At 57.9% G+C, this 20,659-nt stretch carries 17 protein-coding genes and 1 pseudogene; 8 read left to right on the plus strand and 10 right to left on the minus strand.

Annotated features, from left to right (window positions below; translation table 11 throughout):
- Positions 1–136: 136 nt before the first annotated feature.
- Positions 137–526 (plus strand): annotated as a pseudogene (locus tag E5Z01_RS16500) (transposase); the annotation flags it as partial.
- Positions 527–833: 307 nt separating this feature from the next.
- Here the strand turns inward: E5Z01_RS16500 and E5Z01_RS16505 are convergent.
- Positions 834–3,044 (minus strand): S8 family serine peptidase, encoded by a 2,211-nt coding sequence (locus tag E5Z01_RS16505; protein ID WP_135230360.1) that lies wholly within the window; start codon positions 3,042–3,044, stop codon positions 834–836.
- Between the two features lie 84 nt (positions 3,045–3,128).
- Positions 3,129–5,777 carry an Ig-like domain-containing protein gene (locus tag E5Z01_RS16510; protein ID WP_135230361.1) on the minus strand — a complete coding sequence of 883 codons (2,649 nt, stop codon included), beginning with the start codon at positions 5,775–5,777 and terminating at the stop codon, positions 3,129–3,131.
- A gap of 429 nt (positions 5,778–6,206) precedes the next feature.
- Here E5Z01_RS16510 and E5Z01_RS16515 point away from each other — a divergent pair, with 429 nt between their 5' ends.
- Together E5Z01_RS16515 and E5Z01_RS16520 are read left to right on the plus strand one after the other, a co-directional pair.
- Positions 6,207–6,401: a transposase gene (locus E5Z01_RS16515; protein ID WP_135230362.1), complete on the plus strand. Its 195-nt coding sequence runs from the start codon at positions 6,207–6,209 to the stop codon at positions 6,399–6,401.
- Positions 6,402–6,656: 255 nt separating this feature from the next.
- The gene (locus E5Z01_RS16520) at positions 6,657–7,853 is read left to right on the plus strand and encodes a transposase (protein WP_135230363.1); all 1,197 of its coding nucleotides are present in this window, start codon (positions 6,657–6,659) and stop codon (positions 7,851–7,853) included.
- Positions 7,854–7,859: 6 nt separating this feature from the next.
- On the opposite strand, the gene E5Z01_RS16525 is transcribed toward E5Z01_RS16520, so the two are convergent.
- The 4 genes from E5Z01_RS16525 to E5Z01_RS16540 form a co-directional block, all read right to left on the minus strand.
- Positions 7,860–8,183 (minus strand): hypothetical protein, encoded by a 324-nt coding sequence (locus E5Z01_RS16525; RefSeq protein WP_135230364.1) that lies wholly within the window; start codon positions 8,181–8,183, stop codon positions 7,860–7,862.
- 97 nt (positions 8,184–8,280) lie between these two features.
- On the minus strand, positions 8,281–11,529 hold the full coding sequence (locus tag E5Z01_RS16530; RefSeq protein ID WP_135230365.1) for a DUF927 domain-containing protein: 3,249 nt from the start codon (positions 11,527–11,529) through the stop codon (positions 8,281–8,283).
- Between the two features lie 207 nt (positions 11,530–11,736).
- A complete protein-coding gene (locus tag E5Z01_RS16535; protein WP_135230366.1) occupies positions 11,737–11,940 on the minus strand; it encodes a hypothetical protein in 204 nt (67 codons plus the stop codon).
- Between the two features lie 231 nt (positions 11,941–12,171).
- Entirely contained in the window at positions 12,172–12,981 is an 810-nt protein-coding gene (locus E5Z01_RS16540) for a hypothetical protein (protein WP_135230367.1), read from the minus strand.
- Positions 12,982–13,630: 649 nt separating this feature from the next.
- On the opposite strand from E5Z01_RS16540, the gene E5Z01_RS16545 reads away from it, so the two are divergent.
- Genes E5Z01_RS16545 through E5Z01_RS16555 form a run of 3 tightly spaced genes read left to right on the plus strand, consistent with a single transcriptional unit; the run spans position 13,631 to position 16,255 of the window.
- Positions 13,631–15,046: an ATP-binding protein gene (locus E5Z01_RS16545; RefSeq protein WP_135230368.1), complete on the plus strand. Its 1,416-nt coding sequence runs from the start codon at positions 13,631–13,633 to the stop codon at positions 15,044–15,046.
- Between the two features lie 13 nt (positions 15,047–15,059).
- Positions 15,060–15,575 (plus strand): hypothetical protein, encoded by a 516-nt coding sequence (locus E5Z01_RS16550; RefSeq protein ID WP_135230369.1) that lies wholly within the window; start codon positions 15,060–15,062, stop codon positions 15,573–15,575.
- Positions 15,575–16,255 (plus strand): nucleotidyl transferase AbiEii/AbiGii toxin family protein, encoded by a 681-nt coding sequence (locus tag E5Z01_RS16555; protein WP_135230370.1) that lies wholly within the window; start codon positions 15,575–15,577, stop codon positions 16,253–16,255. The genes E5Z01_RS16550 and E5Z01_RS16555 overlap by 1 nt, the downstream gene beginning before the upstream one ends.
- An 11-nt stretch (positions 16,256–16,266) precedes the next feature.
- Here the strand turns inward: E5Z01_RS16555 and E5Z01_RS16560 are convergent, their stop codons facing one another.
- Positions 16,267–16,509 carry a helix-turn-helix domain-containing protein gene (locus E5Z01_RS16560; protein WP_135230371.1) on the minus strand — a complete coding sequence of 81 codons (243 nt, stop codon included), beginning with the start codon at positions 16,507–16,509 and terminating at the stop codon, positions 16,267–16,269.
- A gap of 113 nt (positions 16,510–16,622) precedes the next feature.
- Here E5Z01_RS16560 and E5Z01_RS16565 point away from each other — a divergent pair, with 113 nt between their 5' ends.
- A complete protein-coding gene (locus tag E5Z01_RS16565; protein ID WP_135230372.1) occupies positions 16,623–17,204 on the plus strand; it encodes a hypothetical protein in 582 nt (193 codons plus the stop codon).
- A 13-nt stretch (positions 17,205–17,217) separates the two neighbouring features.
- The gene (locus E5Z01_RS16570) at positions 17,218–17,607 is read left to right on the plus strand and encodes a DUF6232 family protein (protein ID WP_135230373.1); all 390 of its coding nucleotides are present in this window, start codon (positions 17,218–17,220) and stop codon (positions 17,605–17,607) included.
- Between the two features lie 413 nt (positions 17,608–18,020).
- Here E5Z01_RS16570 and E5Z01_RS16575 read toward each other — a convergent pair whose 3' ends face one another.
- The 3 genes from E5Z01_RS16575 to E5Z01_RS16585 form a co-directional block, all read right to left on the minus strand.
- Positions 18,021–18,452, minus strand: coding sequence for a hypothetical protein (locus tag E5Z01_RS16575; protein WP_135230374.1), 432 nt, complete (start codon positions 18,450–18,452; stop codon positions 18,021–18,023).
- 143 nt (positions 18,453–18,595) lie between these two features.
- Positions 18,596–19,729 carry a tyrosine-type recombinase/integrase gene (locus tag E5Z01_RS16580; protein WP_135230375.1) on the minus strand — a complete coding sequence of 378 codons (1,134 nt, stop codon included), beginning with the start codon at positions 19,727–19,729 and terminating at the stop codon, positions 18,596–18,598.
- 278 nt (positions 19,730–20,007) lie between these two features.
- Positions 20,008–20,532: a hypothetical protein gene (locus tag E5Z01_RS16585; protein WP_135230376.1), complete on the minus strand. Its 525-nt coding sequence runs from the start codon at positions 20,530–20,532 to the stop codon at positions 20,008–20,010.
- Positions 20,533–20,659 lie beyond the last annotated feature (127 nt).

Below are 20,659 nucleotides of genomic sequence, written 5' to 3' on the forward strand. Positions count from 1 at the left end.
CTTCCTGGAGCAGTTTGATGATCTGGTCTTCGGTAAACTGACGGATTTTCATGACTGGGCCTCGCTTTCCAGCTTAGGGCTGGGTTCGAGCCTTTGTCTCTAGGGACTCACCGTCCAGTTTCTGGGGAGCACTCCAGTCATCATCGCCACCGATTTTGGCGCTCGGAAGACCTGGAAGCTCTACAAGAAGCGTTGGTCGATTGAGTGCACCTTCAGCAGCTTTAAAACGCGGGGCTTCAATTTGGAGCGGACAGGAATTATGGAAAAGAGCCGTCTGGGGCGACTCTTCGGGCTGGTGACACTGGCCTGGATGTTCTGTCTGAGACTCGGGGTCTGGCTGGGCCAGACCCACCCTATCTCTGTCCTGAAGCATGGTCGCAAGGCAGTCAGTCTCGTGCGGCATGGCGCTCAGCATCTCGTGGATGCTCTGCGCTGGAAACCCGAACAACTCATCGCTTTCTTGGGTCTGCTCACTCGTCCCTTTTGCCCGCCAGGCGCGGCTGGAGACGAAGTTGTCACCTACTGAGGCCGAAAAGAACCTCGGCGACACAGCGAAGCGAGTCTATTCGTCGGTGTGGCAGGCGTTCTTTGAGATATGCGGTGAAGGTGTCAAAATGATTCAGCACACACTATAAACTGCCCCTTACCATTCTTTTCTGGGTCCCAGGCGACATTTACTTCAACCTGTCAGGTGCTGAGGATCCAGACGATTCAGCGTTCATTATCGAAGATTGAAGGCGGCTTTAGCCGCAACAGAACCCCTGCACTGAAAGTGCAGGGTCGTTCAGTTCAGCGACGCAAAACCGAGTCAACCCCAACTGGGGTTGAAGACGTTATTGCGGTTTGACTTCTAGAGCAAAGAGGTTCCCCTTGCTGTTGGCGAATGTACCGCTGTAGGGCTGCTCACCGTTGGTGGGACTCAGGTGGCTGTTTGCACCGGCCTGGAGGTAGTACGTACCGTCGGCAGGGAGCGTCACGGAGAGAATATTGGTGGTCAAGTTGGGTTTGAGGGGTTTGCCCAGCGTGTCCTTGAGCGTCACTCCCTGAGCATCACGGATGTACACGATGCCCCACATGCTTCCCAGTGGAGCGGTGGGGTGGTACTTGTCGAACAGGGTGATGTTGAGTTTCTGGCCGGCCTTGCCTTCGAACTTGTAGAAGTCCACGTCGCCGGTGGCAGGCGTGCAGGTGCTGGCGCAGCTGTCTTTGTAAATCAGGGCTGTGTTGGTGCGCGTGCCAATGGTGATGGGCGAGGCGGATTGCAAGGTGTCGTTGGGTTCATACGTGTCAACGATGGGTTCAACGTACCCTTTGTCCAGGGTGATGGTGACGGTGGGGGTGGTAGCGGCGGTGGTGCCGGAAGTGATGGTGACCTTACCGGTGTACGTGCCGCGAAGGGTGGCCGAGGCGTCAGCGGTGAGGTCAGGGCCGCCCACGCGAATAGTGTACTCCCCCGGTGCCATTGCCAGGAACTGCGCGACCCCTTTGTTATCCGTTTGCGCGCCGTAAATAGCGCCGTTCGTGCCGTCTTTCTCAATGATGACATCGGACGGCTGGGTCATGACGGTGGTCGTGCCGTCCGGTTTGGTGAACTGCACAAGGACGCGCAGCGCCCCCCCCTTCTCGGGCATGGCGCCCGTCTTGAGGCGTTGTGCGAGTGCGCCGAGGTCGATTCGGCCATAGCCGGTGCCCTTGTCGAAGCCGCTGGGGTTCTCGCCTATGCTGCCGTCAGCCGTTTCTTCCATCAGGCGGCGCACCTGGTATGGATCCAGGTCTGGTCTGGCCCCCAGGATCAGGGCCGCAGTCGCCGAAGTGTAAGGGCCGGAGAAGGAAGTGCCACTCATCAGGATGTAGCCGCTGCCGACCGGAGGGGTCGCGCCGGTCTTGCGGGTGCCGTCCTCGTTGATGAACAGTGGCGAGGTCATCAGCACGTCACTGCCAGGTGCAGCGACACTGATATGACGCCCGAAAGTCGAGAAACTGGCCTTGGTGTTGTTGATGGCCAGCGCGGCAGAAGGAATCACGCCGGCAAACAGGGCGGGGCGCTGGTAGTACTCGCGGGATTCGTTGCCGGCGGACACGACGACCGTGACATTGCGGGCCAGGGCGTAGTCCATGGCGAGTTTAATGAGGGGGTCGTACCCGGCACCGCCCCAGGAGTTGTTGATGACTTTGGCACCGTTGTCCGTCATCCACACGATGGCTTTGGCGACGCCGGCCGAGCCGACACTGCCGGGCTGGAACATGGCGGCCGTGAAATATTTGGCGTCCGGTGCCACCCCGACGATGCCTTTGCCGTCGCGGGCTGCCGCGATGGTGGAGACGACGGCCGTGCCGTGCTCGATATTCTGGTCAACCTGGTTGTCGACGGGCATGGGCGTGGCGCCAAACGCGTCGATGGCATCAATCCAGCTCTGGACGGTGGTGTAGGTCTTGTCGGCCTTGGGATCGTAGGCCTTGCCGCCCCAGTTGGCACGCAGATCCGGATGAGACACGTCCACCGGGTCGTCGATCACGCCGACAGTAACGCCCTGACCGGTGAATCCAGCGTCCCAGGCTGCCTTGGCATTCATGTGCTCGCTGTCCAGCGCGTACTGAGGCAACTCGTCGAACACCTGGTTGACGACGGCCAGGGGACTCAGTTCGGCACTGGTACCCTGTTTTGTGTACGTGGGACGCTCCCACACCTGTTGGGGCGCGGCAAAGCTCACGCGGCCTTCCTCACTGAGGCGGCGGGCGAGTTCCAGGGCGTTGCGGTTCGGGAGTTGCAGCACGGCCACATCCAGTGCCGGAATCCGGTCAATGACTTTCGCGCCTAGTTCGGCGGCGATGTCCTGAGCGGCCAGACCACCGAGCCCGACGACCAACTGGTCACTGACGTAGTGGTTCCCCGTGCGGGCGTCCACGCTGACGTTGGCGAGGTTGATGTCCGGGGTGGGGTGAGCGCCGTTCAGGGTGGGAGTGCGGCTGGGCGTGGTCGGCTGTTGCTGACAGGCGGCGAGCAGGGCAGTGAGGCTCAGTGCCGCGAGGGAAATTCGTTTCATGGCGGGAACTCCTTGGTGGGCAGGAACAGGGCGGAGCTATGGCCAGCTGGAAAGAATCATCAGCTCCTTTCCAGCCGGCGAGGGTCAGGGACGGGTGATGAAGTGGTGAATGGTGCTGACACTCTGGGTCACGCCCCCGGGAACGACCTTGGTGGTGTCCGGGTCGCTGTACACGGCGTACGCCACGACGGGATTGGTGGCGGATTCAGGCTGGGTGGGATCCTGAAGGCGGTAGGTGTAGGCGCGGTGCAGCAGCCAGCTGTAGCGGCGGTTGGCCTGCAGGGGAAGGGGGGCGAGGCCGGAGCGCACACGCGACAGGTCATGCGGGATTTTCAGGGTGTCGGTCGCGGCGTCGTACGTGACCCACTTGCTGTAATCGCGGGTGTCGGTGCCGGCCCCGGTGATGCTGAACGTGCCGTTTTGCGAGATGACCCGCAGCGAGGGGGCGTCCATGTTGCTGACGGACGTAAACGTGTCACTGACGCGCAGATCCACACGCAGGCCCGTGGCACCGCCGTTGAAGGCGTTCGTCTTGAAGGTGTAGACGGGCAGCAGCTCCACGCCCGTCTGCTCGGCACCCGGCGTCAGAAGTTGCGGCGTGAATGGTGTGAGCAGGCGAGTACTGACGCGATCGGGAACGGCGCTGAGGGCCTCGTTGCTGCCGATCGCCTTGACGCGGTAGTAGTAGTCCTGACCGACTTGCAGGGTGGCGGTGTTGTCGGTGGCGGCGCAGCGTTTGGTGGTGGCGCTGCACTGTGCCGCGCTTGCGAAAGCGACTTCGGCATAAGGGCCATCGGCAGCGGTGGCGCGCAGCACGCGATACCCGGTCAAGCCGTCGGTGCTGGCGGGCATGTCCCACGACACGGTGACCCAGCTGTTGGTGTCTTTCTGGGCAGCCTGGGGAGTCAGGTCAGGGGTGGGTGCCTCGTAAATGTAGTTGATGCGTTCACTGGTGGTGTACCCGACGGCACTGACGCCGGTGGGCGCGGCGACGTTGCCGGCAGCGGCGCTGCGCTCCAGGCGAATCGGAACAAGGTAAGCGGAGCGGTTATTGTTGAAATCCAGAGCGGACACCTGAACGTAGATGTCGCCTTTCAGGCCGGTGGCGTCCATGGTTACCTGCCCGCTGTCCTGTTTGTTCATGCCTGGAATGACGCTGCCCGCGTCGATCGGGGACAGGTTGGTGCGGAATTCGCTCATCTGCCCGCTGGCATCGAAGGACACCAGAGAGAACATCAGGTACTTCAGTTGCAGGGGGGTGGGGTTGTCCGTGGTGGTGTAAGCCCGCAGTTGAATGCTGTCATTCATGACCGTGCCGGGCGTGAGGGTTTTCCAGTCCACGGCCGCGCCGGTGGCGTTCAGGGCAGTGGGGGTCAGCAGGGCAAGCTTGGCGGTCGTTTTGCTGGCTGTGGGGTTCTGCGCGTCGAACTGCGCGACTTTCAGGCGGTGGTTGATGCCGGCTTTGGCAATGGCTCCGTTAAATTCGGAGCCGGCGGCGCCCGTTTTGCTGAATACCAGGTCGTAGCTGCCTTCGGGAATCTTGGCGAACTCGGCATAACCGCTGGCATTCGTCTGGGCCTCGGCCAGGACGCGGGTGCGGTCGCCGGTCTTGTAGATGCGGACGGTCGAGCCCTGCACCCCTTCGCCGCGGTTGGAGCGGATCAGGTCGGTGGCCAGGGTGGCTGGGCCGCTGCCCAGAAACGGCGGCGGCGTGTTGGGGATGTTGACGGTCAGGGTCGTCTGGGCGGTGGCGGTGTTGCCGCTGGTGTCCGTGGCGACGGCGCGGATGCTGCGGGTGCCGTTGTCGGCGGCGGTGTAGGCCTTGATCCACTCGTAGGGCGCCTGAGTGTCCGTGCCGAGCAACGCGGCGCCGTCATAGAAGCTGACGCTCTTGACGCCCTTATTGTCTGTGGCAGTGGCGCGGATGGTGGCGGAACCGGCCGTGGTCAGGGTGGTGGGCGTGACGCTTACACTGACGGTGGGGGGCGTCTTGTCGAGGGCCAGAGAAGCGGGGTTGTCCGTGACGGCAAACACCAGGCGGAAGCTGGCCGGGTCGTATTTGGGCTGCGAGGCCATAGGGACGCGGGTGGCGAAGGTCACGGTCTGGGAGCCGCCGGCCGGGAGAGCGCGGCCCTGCCAGCCTTCCTGGAAGATGCGGACGACGGTCGTGCCTTTGGGCGCGGTGACTTTCAGGGCGCGGGTGTCGAGCTCACGGACAAAGGGGGTGGCGTTGGGGTCCACCTCGCTGGTACCGGTCGTGCTGTTGAAGCGGTAAGCGGTGGTCAGCACCATCTCGGCGGCGCGGGAACTGACGCTGGTGCCGTCGAAGGAACGGACTTCCAGGAAGGGGGTGGTGCCGATGGTGGCGTTGCTGCCAGAGGTGTCCACGGGGACATAAGTGGGCACACCGATGTTCTGGGTGGTGGGGTTGGTGACTTTAAAGCTGACCTGAATGTAACGGGTTCGGCTGACTTCGTCGGTATGCGTGCCGATAGATTGCAGGGTGTACTGCAGGCCCTGGACTTCGGTGTTCGGGGCAACAGTCATGGGCGAGACTTGGCTGCTGGGTTTGTCAGTGTCGAGGCCACTGACATTCAGTTCATACAGACCGTAGTCGCGCAGTGCCTGATCGGGCGCGCTCACAGGCGGGTTGTGTGTGTCGGGGGCGGGAGCAGTTCCGCAGGCGGCGAGGGTTAGCAGACCAAGGAGCAGCAAGGCTCTGGGGTTCTTCATGAAGTACTCCTGTAAGTCGAAAGTGAGGGAGGGCTTGCTGTAGTAATGAGGGGTCTTGCATTGAGGCGCAGCTTTGAGATTGGCTGGGCCGGCCAGAAACCAGGGACTCAGCAACGGGAGGCCAGTAGAACGTTCATGCTTTGAGTCTTCCCAGCCCGCAATGCGACCTGGCTACACCAGACGCCCATCCGTCTTTTCAGCGAACGGATGAGAGTTTTGTGCTGACCTGTCTCAGATGGAACTTACCCATGACATTTCATGAGAAACTTGGGGAAGCTTGATGAACTTGGGCATTGTAATATCATGGTTCCTGAATGGCAAATGAACCGAGTGCACTTCTTCAGCTGGAGTGTCCCCCAGAAACTGGAAGGTAAGTCGCTAGAGACAAAGTCTCGACCCCAGCCCTAAGCTGGAAAGTGAGGCCCAGTCATGAAAATCCGTCAGTTTACCCAAGACCGGATCATCAACCTCCTCCAAGAAGGCAAAAAGGGCGAGAAGCCTGTCGAAGACCCTTGCCGCGACTTCGGGTGCAGCACCGCGTCCTACTACGCCTGGAAGAAGAGGTACGGCGACATCAACCACGACGAAGCCCGCAGGCTTCTTGGCCAGAACGGACTCGCTTGAGCAAGCCTGGCCGCTTCGTCAACTGGAGAAGGAAAACGCCCCTCTGCTGCGCATTGTTGGCCAGCAGCGCCTGGAGATCGACGCCATGAAGGACGTGATTGGGAGAAAGCGGTAACGCCCACTCAGAAACGTGCCCTGGTCAGGCAACTGATCACTGCGCACATCAAGCCCGAACGGGCTTGTGTTCTGGTGGGCCTCCTGACGGCCTGACAGAAAGTATGAGAAAACGTCCCCGATAGGGAACAATTTCTGTTTATGACGACAAAAACGATCCTCGGGGACGTCCCCCGACTCTACCAGAATGTCCGACCCTTCCTCAGCGCCCTCTCCTGGAACGATGTCCGCAATGCGGACACCTGTGCCTGGCTCGTCGCAGGGTGCTTGGAAAGCCGAATCTGCTCCATCCCCGCGTGGGTGAGCGGGCGAATCTCAAAAGCGCAGTTCGCGCAAAGCCGAGAGATTCAGGCCCGCAGGTTTCTGGAGAACCCGAAGGTTGATCCCTTCGAGATCTATGCGCCGCTGGTCTTCCAAGCCCTTCGTCACTGGGGCGAGCACCGCCTGGTGCTCGCTCTGGACACCAGTATGCTCTTTGGGACATTCTGCCTGATTCGCTTTGCTGTCACTTTCAGGGGACGATCTCTTCCACTGCATCAGGAAGTCATCCAGCACGAGAGCGCCCAGGTTTCGACCCGACAACTTCTCCCTGTGCTCGCCCGTGTCAAAGGCCTCCTCGATGCGTTGGGCATCCATGACGTTCGGCTCCTTGCTGATCGAGGTTTTTGCGACAGTGAACTCATGGATTGGCTCTGGGCCTGCAAATGGCACTACCGCATCCGTATCAAGTCGAACCTGATCCTCGCTGACCTTGCAGGTCAGCGCCTGTGCAAGCTCGACGACATTCGACTCCGCCCCAGGGAAACACGCTGTTTCCACAACGTCGCCATCACCGGGCAGGCGTTTGGCCCAGTCCATGTCGCGGTCGCTCGACCCACAGACGTTCAGGAGCAGTGGCAGGTCGTGAGCAGCGAGCCGACAGACCTGGAAACGTTCGCTGAGTACGGCGAACGCTTCCAAATCGAAGAGGGCTTCCTGGACGATAAAAGTGGTCTCCACGGGCTGGAATCCTCGAAGCTCCGTGATGTCACGAGCCTGAACAGGCTCGTCATGGTTCTGGCGCTGGCCACGCTCTTTCTCGTCACCAAGGGTGTACAGATCGTCACGGAAGGGAAACGGCGAATGGTCGACGCGCATTGGCAACGTGGGCTGAGTTATCTCAAGATTGGGGAACGGGCCATGCGCTGGGCACTCAGTCGCGGCCTCGAAGTGTTTACCCACCTGGCACTGCCAGGTGGGCCAGATCCAGAACCTCTGGGCAAACGGAAGAAGAAATGCTCTGACCCCATTACGTTGCTGGAAGTCGGCTGGACGCTGGTTTTACGCCCTCTCTCATAAAGTTTGTCAGGCCGCCAGGCCGTGTTCCTTCAATTTTTCCCGTAACCACTGCTCGTTGAAGTACAGTGGCCGACCTGCTTTCATGAGTACCTCCACGGGAAGTTCCTTGAGTGGGGAACGACGTTCACTGACCTGTTTTTTGGGAGGCTCCGGGGGCAGGTCGGCATCGAAAACTTCAAGGATGGCACAGGAAAACTTGATGGTTCGCCGCTTCCAGCGGAAGTGCAACATCAGGTGATGATCGCCAAGGTGATCAATGCGGCTCAGGCGGATGTCACGGGCCTGGTGCAGCGACTTAGCCAAGCTCGGCTTGGTGGGGATCAGCGCCATGACGCGACCGCCTTGCTCACGACCGTCAAGCGACTACAGCTGCCGCAGCGTTTGTTCTGCCTTGGCATCAGATGGATAAGAATGGCAGACCGCAGCATCAGATCCCCCCCAGAACCTGCATTTTTCCATTGCCCTGCTCTGCCATGTCAGTGTGCGTTGATTCGTTACTGGCAACGTTTGGGATGGTCGTAAGTTCAGGTTCTGTCCCTGCCGGGATGAGATGGTGGTCGACAGATTGTTGGTCTCCCCCTGCTGTCGCCCTGACTCCCGGATCTTCCTTCCCAGTATTCCCATCACCACCGTCTGTCAAGAAGAGTGGTGGGAAGAAAAAATCTCGCGGGCTGGTCGACAGATCAGGCGATTCAGGGACAGTATTCCCACTTTTCCCACCCAGCAGGACATCAAAGGGGAAAGCCAGCACTACACAACGGTAGTTTTTGGTGAGGTACGGGACGTACACGTTTTTCGTGGTGCGCATCACGCGGCCCCCTTTGCGTGAATCCACGTCACAGTGCATCAAATGCTCACCCTGAAATCGCTCACGAAAAGCCGTCCAAAGTGAGGTGGACGACGGCAGAGACGTGTTTTGGGCGCGGTTGAAATGTTCCAGCTCCGCGTATACCGCTCTGGGAAGCAGGTAAGCCCAGCTCACTTCACCCTTGGTATCCACCCAGCCGATTGATCTAGCGCTTGGTCGGTGTGACGTGCTGACCTCTGAGCCGGAGGTCGTCACCTCCCAGCCTGCGACCTGAGGCTGTGGTGGCGCTTCCCCTGTCTTCGAGTCACGCAGATAGACTGTGCCCTGTGCCAGCAAGGTAATCAGGTCATGGATGCTGCGGGTCACCGGGTCTTGCTCCGTGTGGTATTCCCCCTGTCCTGCAACCACATCCATCAGTGCCTTGCAGGTTTCCTGCCATTCAACTTCTGCCTCTTCGCGTGACAGGATGCCCCTTTCGACGACATAACGCAGAAACATCTGCCAGCCGTACGAGAGTTCAGCTGCCGCCTCTCCATTGCGGTCGTGGGCACCCTGAAAAATGTCCGCGTACCGCGCCAGGTGTTCCTGATGCCTTGCGCTATCCAACCTCACATCGGGGTAGTGTCCGGCAAGGTAACGGACATACCCTGCCATTGAGGCGGCATAGCCACCCTGCTTCGCATACTTAGCGGCGTCGCGGTAGATTCTGCTTCGTTCCTTCCGCTCTCCGAGGAGGTCAACCCGTACAGGGACAAGCAGGCTGCGTGCTTGATTCGAGTGGCCTTCAGGGATGTCCTCGGCACTGGTGATCAGGGTGCCTCGCGGGTACACGATGGCGCGTTCTACCCGGTCAGCGGTCAGTGTCCCTTTTCCTCCACCGTCCGCCATCGCTTGCAGGACATGCATGAAGGTGCCAGCGATGCGTTGTGCCTGCATTCCACGGGAGGCATTGGGCTTGTAGTCATCGACCAGCGCCAGCATGTCCTTGGCGTGATACAGCATCTGCACGAGGTGGTTTGCCGTACTGTCCCAGCCTGTCAGTGGCCTGTTGAGCTGGAACTCCGGGCCGAAATGGGCCATCAGCAGCGCCAAGAACGTCGTTTTGTGACGGCCTGTCGCCCCATGAAAGACGACCGTTGCGTTGAGCGGCCCGAGAACAGAACGCATTAGGGTAGCTAAAGCCACGCGGGCAACCTCTGGTGGGGCGATATCAAGTAGGGCAAGAGTCTGACGCACAGCCTCAACTTCTGTCTGACCTTCGGGAGGAGCAGGCAGACGGACGCGCTTCAAACTGTCCGGCAACTCGACGGAAACGTCCGTCACCACACCATCCTTGCCGATCACCTGATCATTAGTCAGGTACACCCATCCTGCCTCACCGTGATGATGCCAGCCGGTATGCGTGAGAACGAGCTTGTGCTGCACCTGTCGCACCTTGCTGAAGACCTTGATGCAGGCTGCGACATGATCGCGAGCACCAGGCTTACCGTACACCGTTGTATCGAGTGCCCAGTTCGTTCCGAGGAAGGCCAAAGTCCGAATATCCTGCGCGGGCACGATAATCGAAGGGAGTCTCTTGCCACCTTCTGTCACGCCAGACAGGCGGAAACTGATGGTGGGTGGCGATTCACCATCACTGAGACGCCGCTCCTCGTCAATGAATGCCACGAAATCGGTGAGTTCCTCGGACTGCATCGTTTGTTTACGGGAATCACGATGCAAGATTTGGAAAGTCCCTTTTCTGACGGCGTAAGCGCGGTTGCTGAGCATGTGAATTGCGGTCGCAGGTTGAGCATTGAGGGCCGCCTTCAGACACTTTTCAAGTTCGGCAACACCCCTGAAGCCAAGCACGTCGCAGGCATCAGCAACCTCATCAGCTGCAGCACTCTGGAAAAGCGAGCGTGGGAGTTGTACGACCGTCTGAGGAAAGGTCAGGGCCAGTTCTTCCCAGGCTGCCCGTGCCCTATCTCCAGCCTCGTCTGGATCGGCGTAGATGTAAATGACACGGCGACCCTGTGCAAGGTGCGAGGTGTGAGGCTGGGTGCTGGCCCCGGCAATCCCCTGTACAGCAATCCCGGTGTCCCGCAGCGCCCAGCTCACAGCAGCGCCATTCAGCTCGCCTTCCACCCAGATTTCACGGTCTGCCTTACCCAGATTCCGTGAACACCATGCGGGCGCACCCCCACCAGTGATGAGGTAGTGGTAACGCTGCGCTCCCTTCGGCAACGGATCTTGAAGGTTGCGGGCCTTGTAATTGATCAGCTTCCCATCTGTCCCCGGCACAGCGAAGGCCAACTTGGCTTGACTGGAATGGACGACCACGGAGAGAAAACCTTCCTGCGCGGCCTCCACCAGGCCCCGTTTGGCAAGGTGCTGAGCAGCCTCGACGTGTGACTCCGCATCGAACGGCTGCCAGCCCTTCAAGCTTTCCTCCACTGCTTCAGGGGTCAGCAGTTGAGGAGCAACAGTAGTTTGTTGCCTGGGAGCAGGTTTTGTTGTCGCCTTTGACTTCTTCGGGGCGCTCCCCTGTGCTTCAGGTAGTCGGTGCGTCAGGTCAGCGCGGTCAAGCAAGATCTTCGCAGCGTCTGACTTCGGGATCATCAGACAGGCCGTGATGTAATCGATGGCCCCACCCCCGAAATCGTCCGCACCATGCCGTTTGAATACAGCTCCAGACGAGGAATCGGAGTATGACAGGCTGGGATGCTCCTCCTGAAAACCGGGTCGGATGTCGCACACGGTGCCAGTTCGTTTCAGGCGTGTGGGCTTGAGGTTGACGTTCAACTCATTCGCCAGCCAGTGCAGCAGCGCCAAGGCATTGTTGTTTGGGTGTTGCAGGGCTTCAGCGAGCAGGTGTTCATCTTTCATGCCTGATCACCCCCAAGCTGGAAGTGGGCGAAAAAGTTACCGTGCTACCGACTGCTGACACTAATTTCCCCGCCTGCCGCCAATTTCGCTCGCAGCAGCTTGGTGAAGGAAAATTAGCCGTATGGAAAACAGTGTCCTGAACGAGGTTATTCTTGATCGAGGATGCTACGATGTTGGTGGCAAGCCCGGTCGTCCCACCGGGCACCATCATTTTTGGCCTCCTTCGGCGCAACTTTCCAGCCAGCGCTGAAATTCGCTCTGATAGATGAAGTAGGAGGGGCGCTGCGGGGTTCCGAGGTTGATGGTGCGGAGTTCCTTTTCACGAATAGCCTTGTACAGGCGGTCGCGGGGAATGCCGAATTTGCGGTGTAGGGCGATGGGTTTTTCGAAGGGTTCGAGGGCAAAAGTCATGTTTGCCTCCTTTGATGAATGAATAGGTTTACGCCACACTGTGTAAAAACAGCGTGTCGGTATCAGAAATCGCTGAGATGGTGTCTGCCATGGCATCAACGTGGCGAAACACTGTCAGCACTATTCTGAAAAGAAGTTTCTATGTTGCCAGCGCAAAAAACGCTGAGAGATCAAGGCAGCTCAGCTGTGCTGGAAGCGGTACTTCAGCAATGCGAGAGAGCCGATCTCAAATCAGCGTTGGGGCGGTGCAGTAGATGCCGTGGGTGGCACAGGACGGCTATGCCGTGGGCGCGGAGGTCTGCGGTTCTCCCTTCTGTCACTGACCAGCTCGCGAGCAAACACCAGGACATCAAGATCAGGAGACAGCTCCAAATCAAGGGTCATGCACAGCGCCTCCGCCTGCAGCGCTTTTTCAGCTCCAACAGCCTGTGCATAGGCGTCGAAGATAGCTCGGGCCGCATCGTAGCGACCGTATGCATGCAGTGCCACTCCCCAAGTCATGAGCATCATTGCCAACTCGGCAACGGATTTTCCGGCAAGCTCATCAGGCGTCCACCGCGCCAGTGCTTCCTCTTTAAGGTGCTCCGGCTCCATCCCACCGTACAACTGTCTCTTGTCAGCCAGACTGTTACGGGCCGCGCCGAAACGAATGTAGTTCTGACGCGCTTTGCGGTGGGCACGGCGGGAAGTCCCAGATTGGGGAAAAGGCAGATTCCGGAATGTCCCCAAGTGTGCATGTTCCATAGCATCCCAGTTTTCCGCGAGGAACTGCTGGTACGCGGCTTCCTGTTGCGGACTCATCTCCTCTTCAAGAGCCGTCCGACTGCATTCAGCAACGCCGCAGACCAAGTCCGCCATAACGTCTGGCGGGAGTTGGTTCTGAGCGTAACCGTATGTCATGGGCAGAAAATAGCACAGGTTTGTCAGCAGGGTATAGATCCTGTCTTCACGCCTGTTGGGTTTCGCCCACTTTTCGCCCACACCTTTCAAAAACCCAGCAGAATCACCCAGTAACCAGCAGTAACCAGCAGGCGTATACATACTGAATCATGCTGTCTTGGACGGAAGAAACAGGAACCAACAGGGCTGCAAGCCACCCTACAGGAAGACCTCTAGGCTCTCTCTTAATCAGCGGGTTATAGGTTCGATTCCTATACGACCCACCAGAAAAACCCCCGCCCAGCGCGGGGGCTTTACTTTGCCGTCTCTAAACGATGTGGTCTATTTCCGCCCTGTGTCCAAAACGTGTCCAAAACAGTTTGCTGGCCCTCTGTAGGTGGGCTGGCGACTCTCGGGAGGTGAACGTCTACCCTCACAGAGGTCGGAGCATCGGTTTATCACTTTCTCTCTCCCTCGCAGAAGTGGGATTGTGGGATTTGCTTCTGAATTTGTCGTTTCGGACAGCATCGACTCTAATCCCAAGACATAAATTTCCGCTCGAAACAGCCGTTTCTCCAGTGGGAATGGGTGGTTCTGGCCGAAGAACCAGAATCCACGAAATCCAGAATATCCGAAAAAGGCCCGAATAGTGCGCTTTTACGGGTAAAAATAGACGAAATAGTCTGGATTCAAGAATCTTTTGCTGTTTAGGCTCTATAAGTGGCATCCTTCCGCTTCACAGTCCAGACCAGTCTGATGCGCTTCAAGTTATCTAATCCGAATTAGCCTAATCAAGATTATACTAATTGGTATGTTTTTAGGTCGTCTTCAGGAACTCAGCGCTTTACAGGCCGAGTATGCCCGGTCACGTCCCTCCCTGATTCTTGTTCGCGGGCGCAGGCGGGTCGGCAAGTCCACCCTGATTCTGAAGAGTCTGGAAGGCAGGCCACACATCTACTATCAGGCGAATCGGTTGACCTCCTCCGAAAACCTCTCTCTCCTGCGCCAGACCGTCCGGGAGGTGCTGGGTGACGACCCGGTGCTCGACGGTCTGAACAGTTGGGCAGCGGTACTGCTTTACCTCGCTCGGCTGTCCGTATCTCGCCCTGGCCTGACCCTCGTGCTCGACGAATTTCCTTACCTGTGTGATGGAGATGCTGCTTTGCCCTCCATCGTTCAGCAGGTTTGGGACAGGGTGCAGGCGGAAAGTTTGTCCTTCAATCTGGTGCTGTGCGGTTCAAGTATCGCGTTCATGGGGGAACTGCTGGCCGAGAGAAATCCACTCCACGGCAGACAGACCTTTTCACTCGACCTCCCGCCTCTGAGTTACCGTGAAGCCAGTGAACGCTTCCCTGACTGGTCGCTGTCCGACCGGGCCTACGCCTTTGCAGTGTTTGGAGGCATGCCCTATTACCTGGCGCTGTGTGAACCGCAGGAATCGCTGAAGGAAAACGTCATGCAGGTCATCCTGCGAAACGGCGCACCCTTGCATGACGAACCTACTCACCTCTTGCAGGCGGAACTTCAGAACGTGGCCCGCTACGCCACCATCCTGCGGGCCATTTCGGACGGTTGCACCACCTGGGGCGAGATTCTGAACCGTGTGCCGGAACTGGAAAGCAGCCAGCACCTCAGCCCCTACATCGGCAAACTGGAAGAACTGCGCCTGGTCGAGGTGACCCGTTCGCTGGACGCCCCACCCAAAGGCCGCAACCGCCGATACCGACTGGCCGACCCTTTTCTGGCCTTCTGGTATCACTTTGTTCTGCCGAACTCCTCGGCTCTGGAGGCTGGACAGTCCGAAGCGGTCTGGCAGCATGTCATCACTCCAAATCTGGATAAATACATGGGGGACGTGTTCGAGCGTATCTGCCGGGATTACCTGCGACTCTACGGTCAGGAACGCTTCGGAATGCCCGCCCGTGAGGTCGGTTCTATCTGGTCGGGCGACTTCGATGTGGATGTGGTGGCAACACTGCTCGATGAGCAGGTGGTCTACGGGGAATGCAAATGGTGGAAAGACCCGGTGGGGCAGAATATCCTCGACCATCTGTGCGAGAAGACCCAATCCGTCAAATACGGCAAGGGTGAGCCGCAATACGCCCTGTTTGCCCGGTCTGGCTTTACGGAAACTATTGAGAAGGAAGGCGTACACCTGCTGGGCCTGGCGGCCCTTTATGGTCAGGAAGAGTCAAATCCCGACTCCATTCAATATTCGCGAATTTAGAATAAACTGAGTCATGAAGCCTGTGGATACCATGGTCGCGGCAAAACTGGTCAGTGTAGCGCTAGTTGGGATTTCCTACGCTGGCTTGGCTGAGGCCCTGAATATCAGCAGTGCCGAGGCCCATGCCGCCGCGAAACGACTGGTCAAGGCCAGCCTCTTCAAAGATCAGGGGCGAAAGGTGCCTTACCCCAGAAGGCAGGCTCTGCTGGAGTTCTGGGTGCATGGCCTCAAGTACGTTTACCCTGCAGAACTGGGCGCACCTGCCAGGGGCATTCCCACTTCTATCGGTGCTGCTCCACTGCAACAGGAATTTTCGACGCCAGACGGTGGTGTCCCGGTCTGGCCCAGCCCTGAGGGAACGGTGCGTGGCCCGGCCCTCACGCCGATTCATCCCAGTGTTCTGAAGGCCATGACCGACGAAAGGGTGTATGAACTCCTGAGCCTGATCGATGCCCTCCGTGAAGGACGAATCCGCGAACGGGAGCGGGCAGCGGAGTTCCTCAAAGACCGCCTCTATAGTTGGTGCTGATGCCCTCGCCTACCGCACTCATTGAACAGGCCGCCCTGGAGTTGCAGCCCCTCCTGGAGCGACTGGTCTTCGTGGGTGGGGCCACGGTGGAACTGCTGCTCACGGACAAGGCGGCAGGCCCCGTGAGGCCCACGAACGACGTGGATGTCGCTACCCATGTGAGCAGGCGGAGTGAACTGTCGAAACTGGAAGAACGCCTGACAGGTCTGGGTTTTGAACCCGATCAGGAAGGCCCCCTCTGCCGTTGGAAGAAAGGCAGCCTGGTACTGGACGTGATGACCGACGACGGTGAGATGCAAGGCTTCACGAATCCCTGGTATGCCTCCGCGATTCAGCATGCCCGGCAGGTCACCCTGCCCTCAGGGAGGACGGTTCGTGTGCTCGATGCCCCACACCTGATCGCCACGAAACTGGTGGCCTGGCGAGACCGTGGTCAGGGAAGCATGTTCAGCCATGACCTTGAGGACATCCTGATGGTGCTGGACGGCAGGCCGGAGTTGAGTGATGAACTCCGCGCCGCACCGCCTCCTCTTCAGGACTTCGTGCGTCAGGAATTCGCTTCCCTGCTGGCTCACCCTGATTTCGAGGAAACCCTACAGGGCACCTTCACGGAGAAAGGACGTGACACGGTTGTGCTGGAAAGGGTCAGAGTGATTGCCGTCTTGACTCCCGGGCCTTGACCCGTCAGGAATCACTTTTCTGTCAGCAGTGAAACCAGGCTGACCCCAAGTGCCTGGGCGAGCAGAGACATCGTGTCAATAGGCAGATTCCTTTCCCCACGCTCGATCTGAGCGATATACGACCAGTTCATCTGTGCTTCGGCGGCAAGGTCTTCAAGCGTCCAGCCACCTTTCTGCCGTTCCTCACGAAGCCGACGACCGAAAATCAGTCGCTCCTGTGAGGGCGGACGTTCATGGCGAGGAGCTTCAGGCATTCCTTCACCCTGACGCGCCTACCAAATTGCCTCCAGTGAGTAATTGTACTATTATTAAGTGGACAAATACGTTTAGAGCATAAAACAGGGTTGACTGCTCTACGAGGTTCACTATGAAGCGAATTGCCCTCACGACCGTCCTCGGCCTGACGCTGCTTTCCAGTTGCCAGAACAACAAAGCCCCAGACGCTCAGGCGCTCCTGGGTATCGCGCAGCAGGCCCATCCCACGGTGCCTTACTGCACCGAAATCAATCCCTATGGCCCGTACATCATCGGCCACACCCTGCAGGTGTCGCACAACGACAGGAAGGTCGACCCGCGCTTCGCCCAACTCGAAGGAACCAAGCTCATCACCATTTCGCCGCCCCCGGCTGGCTATGACCCCAATTCTCTCGACGACTACACCGAAACAGTTACCCCGAGCGCAACGATGCTCAGCATTGCCAAGGACGTGATGCAGCCCGGGGGCAAGACGATTTGCCGAGGCGACCTCAAACTGACCGAGGTCACCGAGGTGACCAAACCTCAGAACGGCGTGATTCAAGCCAGAGGACACTACACCTACACGCCGAAAGCCTGGAATACGCCAGCAATCGAAGAACTCTTCCACTTCCCCGGCAAACCGGAGACGGAGCGTCCGCTCACGTTCCGGCAGATGCAGGACAACTCGTGGAAACTCGACGAAAACCAGTAAACAAGGGCTGAAAATGACCAAAAAGACAGGAGAAGTGGAATTTTATAGGGACGCGGGTGTCACGGTCACCAGCGCCAGGTTCTCGACGAACGGTCAAACGATTGCAATGAGTGGCGTGACCTCCGTCTCGATTCACAAAGACCCTATGGGGGCGATTGAGGTGGGCTGCCTCATTACTGGTTTGCCGCTCCTTTACTGGGGATTCACGTCCCCGGACGCGAGGCCTGTGTTGCTTCTCGGCTTCGCACTGGTCGGTTTTGCCGCGTGGATTATCAGCAAGCCAGTTTATTCGCTGATCTTGACCTCGAATTCTGGCAAAAAGAAGATGCTGAAAACGAAAAACAAGGAGCGCCTGGTCAAAATCGCGGCGGCAGTCGAAGATGCCGTTATCTACCGTGGCTGAACTTTCCACGTCGACAGCAGGAAGAAATCATTGATATCCCTTTGAGTCTTCCCGGATACCCCCGTCGCAAAAAGATCGCTGCCTCTTTAATCGGATGGTCTACTTCCTGCAGGCAACGTTGCCAAGTGACTGTTGTGAGCCACTGAGTCCGGATGTCCTGTTTGGTCTGCCAGTCAGTATGTCCATGTCGGGAGAACCAGCAAGGCCACTTTTGAAGCCACCAAAAATAAGGCTGTGCGAAAGCCAAATGTTCGCACAGCCAATTCGTTGAAGTTATCTGTTACTACCCAAGAAGTTCCTCGCGGCCCCTGACTTTCTAAGATTAGGAAGAGCGCTTGATTCACAGCATCCTTCGTGACGCTATTCTTGCCCCTGGTTCCCGGAATGTCCGGAAGACACCGGAGCAGACAAAATTAATAACGCATTTGGGACTCTATAAAGTCTGAAGAGAGATCAACGCCGAGATTCCGGATAAAAACTGTTTCTTCAGAGACGTAACGAAAGAGCAGAGCGTAAATTTCAAAATCGCCTGCTCGCTCCAACTTCTCCAACAACGATTGGCTGCTGGGATGGTGGGAATCCTGCAACTCGTATCTGATGTAGCGGAGAGTAATGGCCTCGGTCATGGTCCCGTTGAAAGTGTAGAAGAGGCACTCGACTTCCCCGTCTTCCAGTTCGGGCAGATTGTAATAGCCCATGCGGAGGCCCTGAGCCAGAAGAGTCAGCGTTTTTTCAAGCGAGCCGAATCTCTTGAGTTCGAAAGCGTCAGCAGAAGAAATCTTCACGGCGATGTCGCCGGATTCCGCCTTGATTTGAGCTTTTTCTTCGTCAGTGTACGTTTTCATAACGTCATTTCCTGTAGTGCATACGGTTTTGCCGTCATGCCGATAGATGGTCTTGGTGTGGGTTCTACCTGAGAATTGGAGGGCAAGAGGTCAACAGGTTCCCTGGAGAGAGTGGCAACCAGGTTGACAATCTCTTTCACCCCTTATGGCGGCACGGAGGTGCGACAACGATACTCGTCGTCAGTGGAATCTGTTCCGGCTTCTTCTTTTCTCAAGGACACACGCAGTTTTTTCTGTTCCTCATGGTTTGAATGAACGTAAAAATCGGTGGTGGTAGAGATCTTGGCGTGACCGAGGTGTTTGCTGATAGCCGTGATGGAATGCCCTTCAGCGACAAGGAGCGAGGCGCGAGTGTGACGCAATTTGTGTGGCGAGAGTCGGGGCACCTGAGCCATGTCGCAAATCCGCTGCATCGCCTGGCGGAGCGTGTTGTGCAGGAGTGGGAGTTGCTGTTTCGCTACTCCCGCTTTGCGCTGTGGTTGCCGCAGGAACGCGAACAGATAATCCGTTTCGGGCTGTCCGGTAGACGCTGCTTCAATTTTCGAGAGTTCCAGTCGCCTATTCAGGATTTCGACCGCTTCCGCTTCCAAAAAGACGAGGCGGTTGGACTCTTTGGTTTTGGTTTCGTTCTCGTACACTGTGCTCCGAAACTCAGAACGGGTTTTGGTAACGGCAATGGCGATTGTGCCGTCCTCCTGAACCAGAATGTCCGAGCGGCGCAGCGCCGTGAGTTCCCCAATGCGTAACCCCGTCCACAGGAGGAAACTGATTGGCAGGCCAAGCGGTTCCTTGGCGCAGACTTCAAGGAGACGGATGGACTGTTCCCGGTCATAGGAACGAACCTGCGCCGTCACCTTCTTACGCCGCTGCGGTTTTGCATCCCGGGTCGGGTTCTGCGAGGGCGGAAGGAGTTCTTCAGCAATGGCCCATTTGTATGCACCGGAAAGTAGCGAAGCGATCTGTCTCTGTCCACTGTTCCCGAGTTTCTGTGCGGTGAGTTTCTGGTAGTAGGAGCGCAACATTTTCGGCGTGATGGCCCCGGCTTTCTGGGAGCCGAGATGCGGCTTGATGTACGTGGCGTGCAGCGAGGCGTTGTGCAGGGTGGTGCGAAACGACCAGCGACGGTCTTTCTCGTCCTCGTTGGCCTGAGGGTCGTGCGCCATGTAACTGCGGTAACTCTCAAGCAGGGTATCGAGCGTGAGGTTGTCAGCCCTCGGCATATCCCCATGCCGGGCTTTCTCGCGTGCCTCCTGCGCATCCCGCCGCGCCTCGGTCATCGTGCGGCTTGTGCCGGTTGCCCGGCCCTTGGTGCCGTCTCGGTATTCGACGGTGATCCGCTACCGGATGTGGCCGCTCGGCAGTGTCTTGAAACTGCCTTCGTTGTGGCCTCGTTTCTGCTTCATAACTTCACCTTAAAGATCGGAATTCTGTTTGCCAAGCGGCAAAAACAAAGAAAAATGCCAGCGTACGGAGCAGCACGCCAGCGTGAATATTTGTCTAGATATGTGGCGGGTTTCTGTCTCTGGTGGCCCCCTGCAACCAGTTGAGTCTGAGGTCATGCGAGCGGATGAACTTGAGGCAGATTGACCCCAAGAAGCGGGATGGCGGTCGTCGTGACCAGTGTCGGCGGATCAAGCAGGATAACCTCGCCTTGAAGCGCATATTTACGCTCGTCCAATTCCTTACCGACGAGCACGAAACTTTGCCCCGTGGAGGTCACGGCGATCTGGGTATCACCAATATTTCTGGTATGAGCGAGCAGGATGATCTCGTCACCAATTCTGGTATCGGAGTAGTCCGTATATGACAGACCATCTTCCCGACCAGCATCGACTGGACGACAGTCATGCAGTAGCAGTGCGACCTGTCTCCTGCGTACCAATTCCCCGGTCACTTGTACCCGCATGCCATTTGGGGGGAGCCACGAAAATGGTTCACCAATCAGCAGTAGCTTCTGCTCGTGCTGCTGGAGATACGTTTTACCGAGATGCCTGAAAAACTGACCTTCAAAGCAGAGGAATTCGCCATCCGCGATGAACGAAATCTGGGTCAAATTGACTCTGGGATAGGTCTGTACCATGCGTACCTTCCTGTAATGGATTAATCACCTATTTCGATAGTGATATGAACGAAAAGACCCGCCAACGGCGGGTGATGTTGTTGAAGGCGTTGAGGCTGTTTCAAGGGTGGCTTTTTTGCGATACGGG

Source organism: Deinococcus fonticola, from assembly GCF_004634215.1.
GTDB classification, from domain to species: Bacteria; Deinococcota; Deinococci; order Deinococcales; family Deinococcaceae; genus Deinococcus; species Deinococcus fonticola.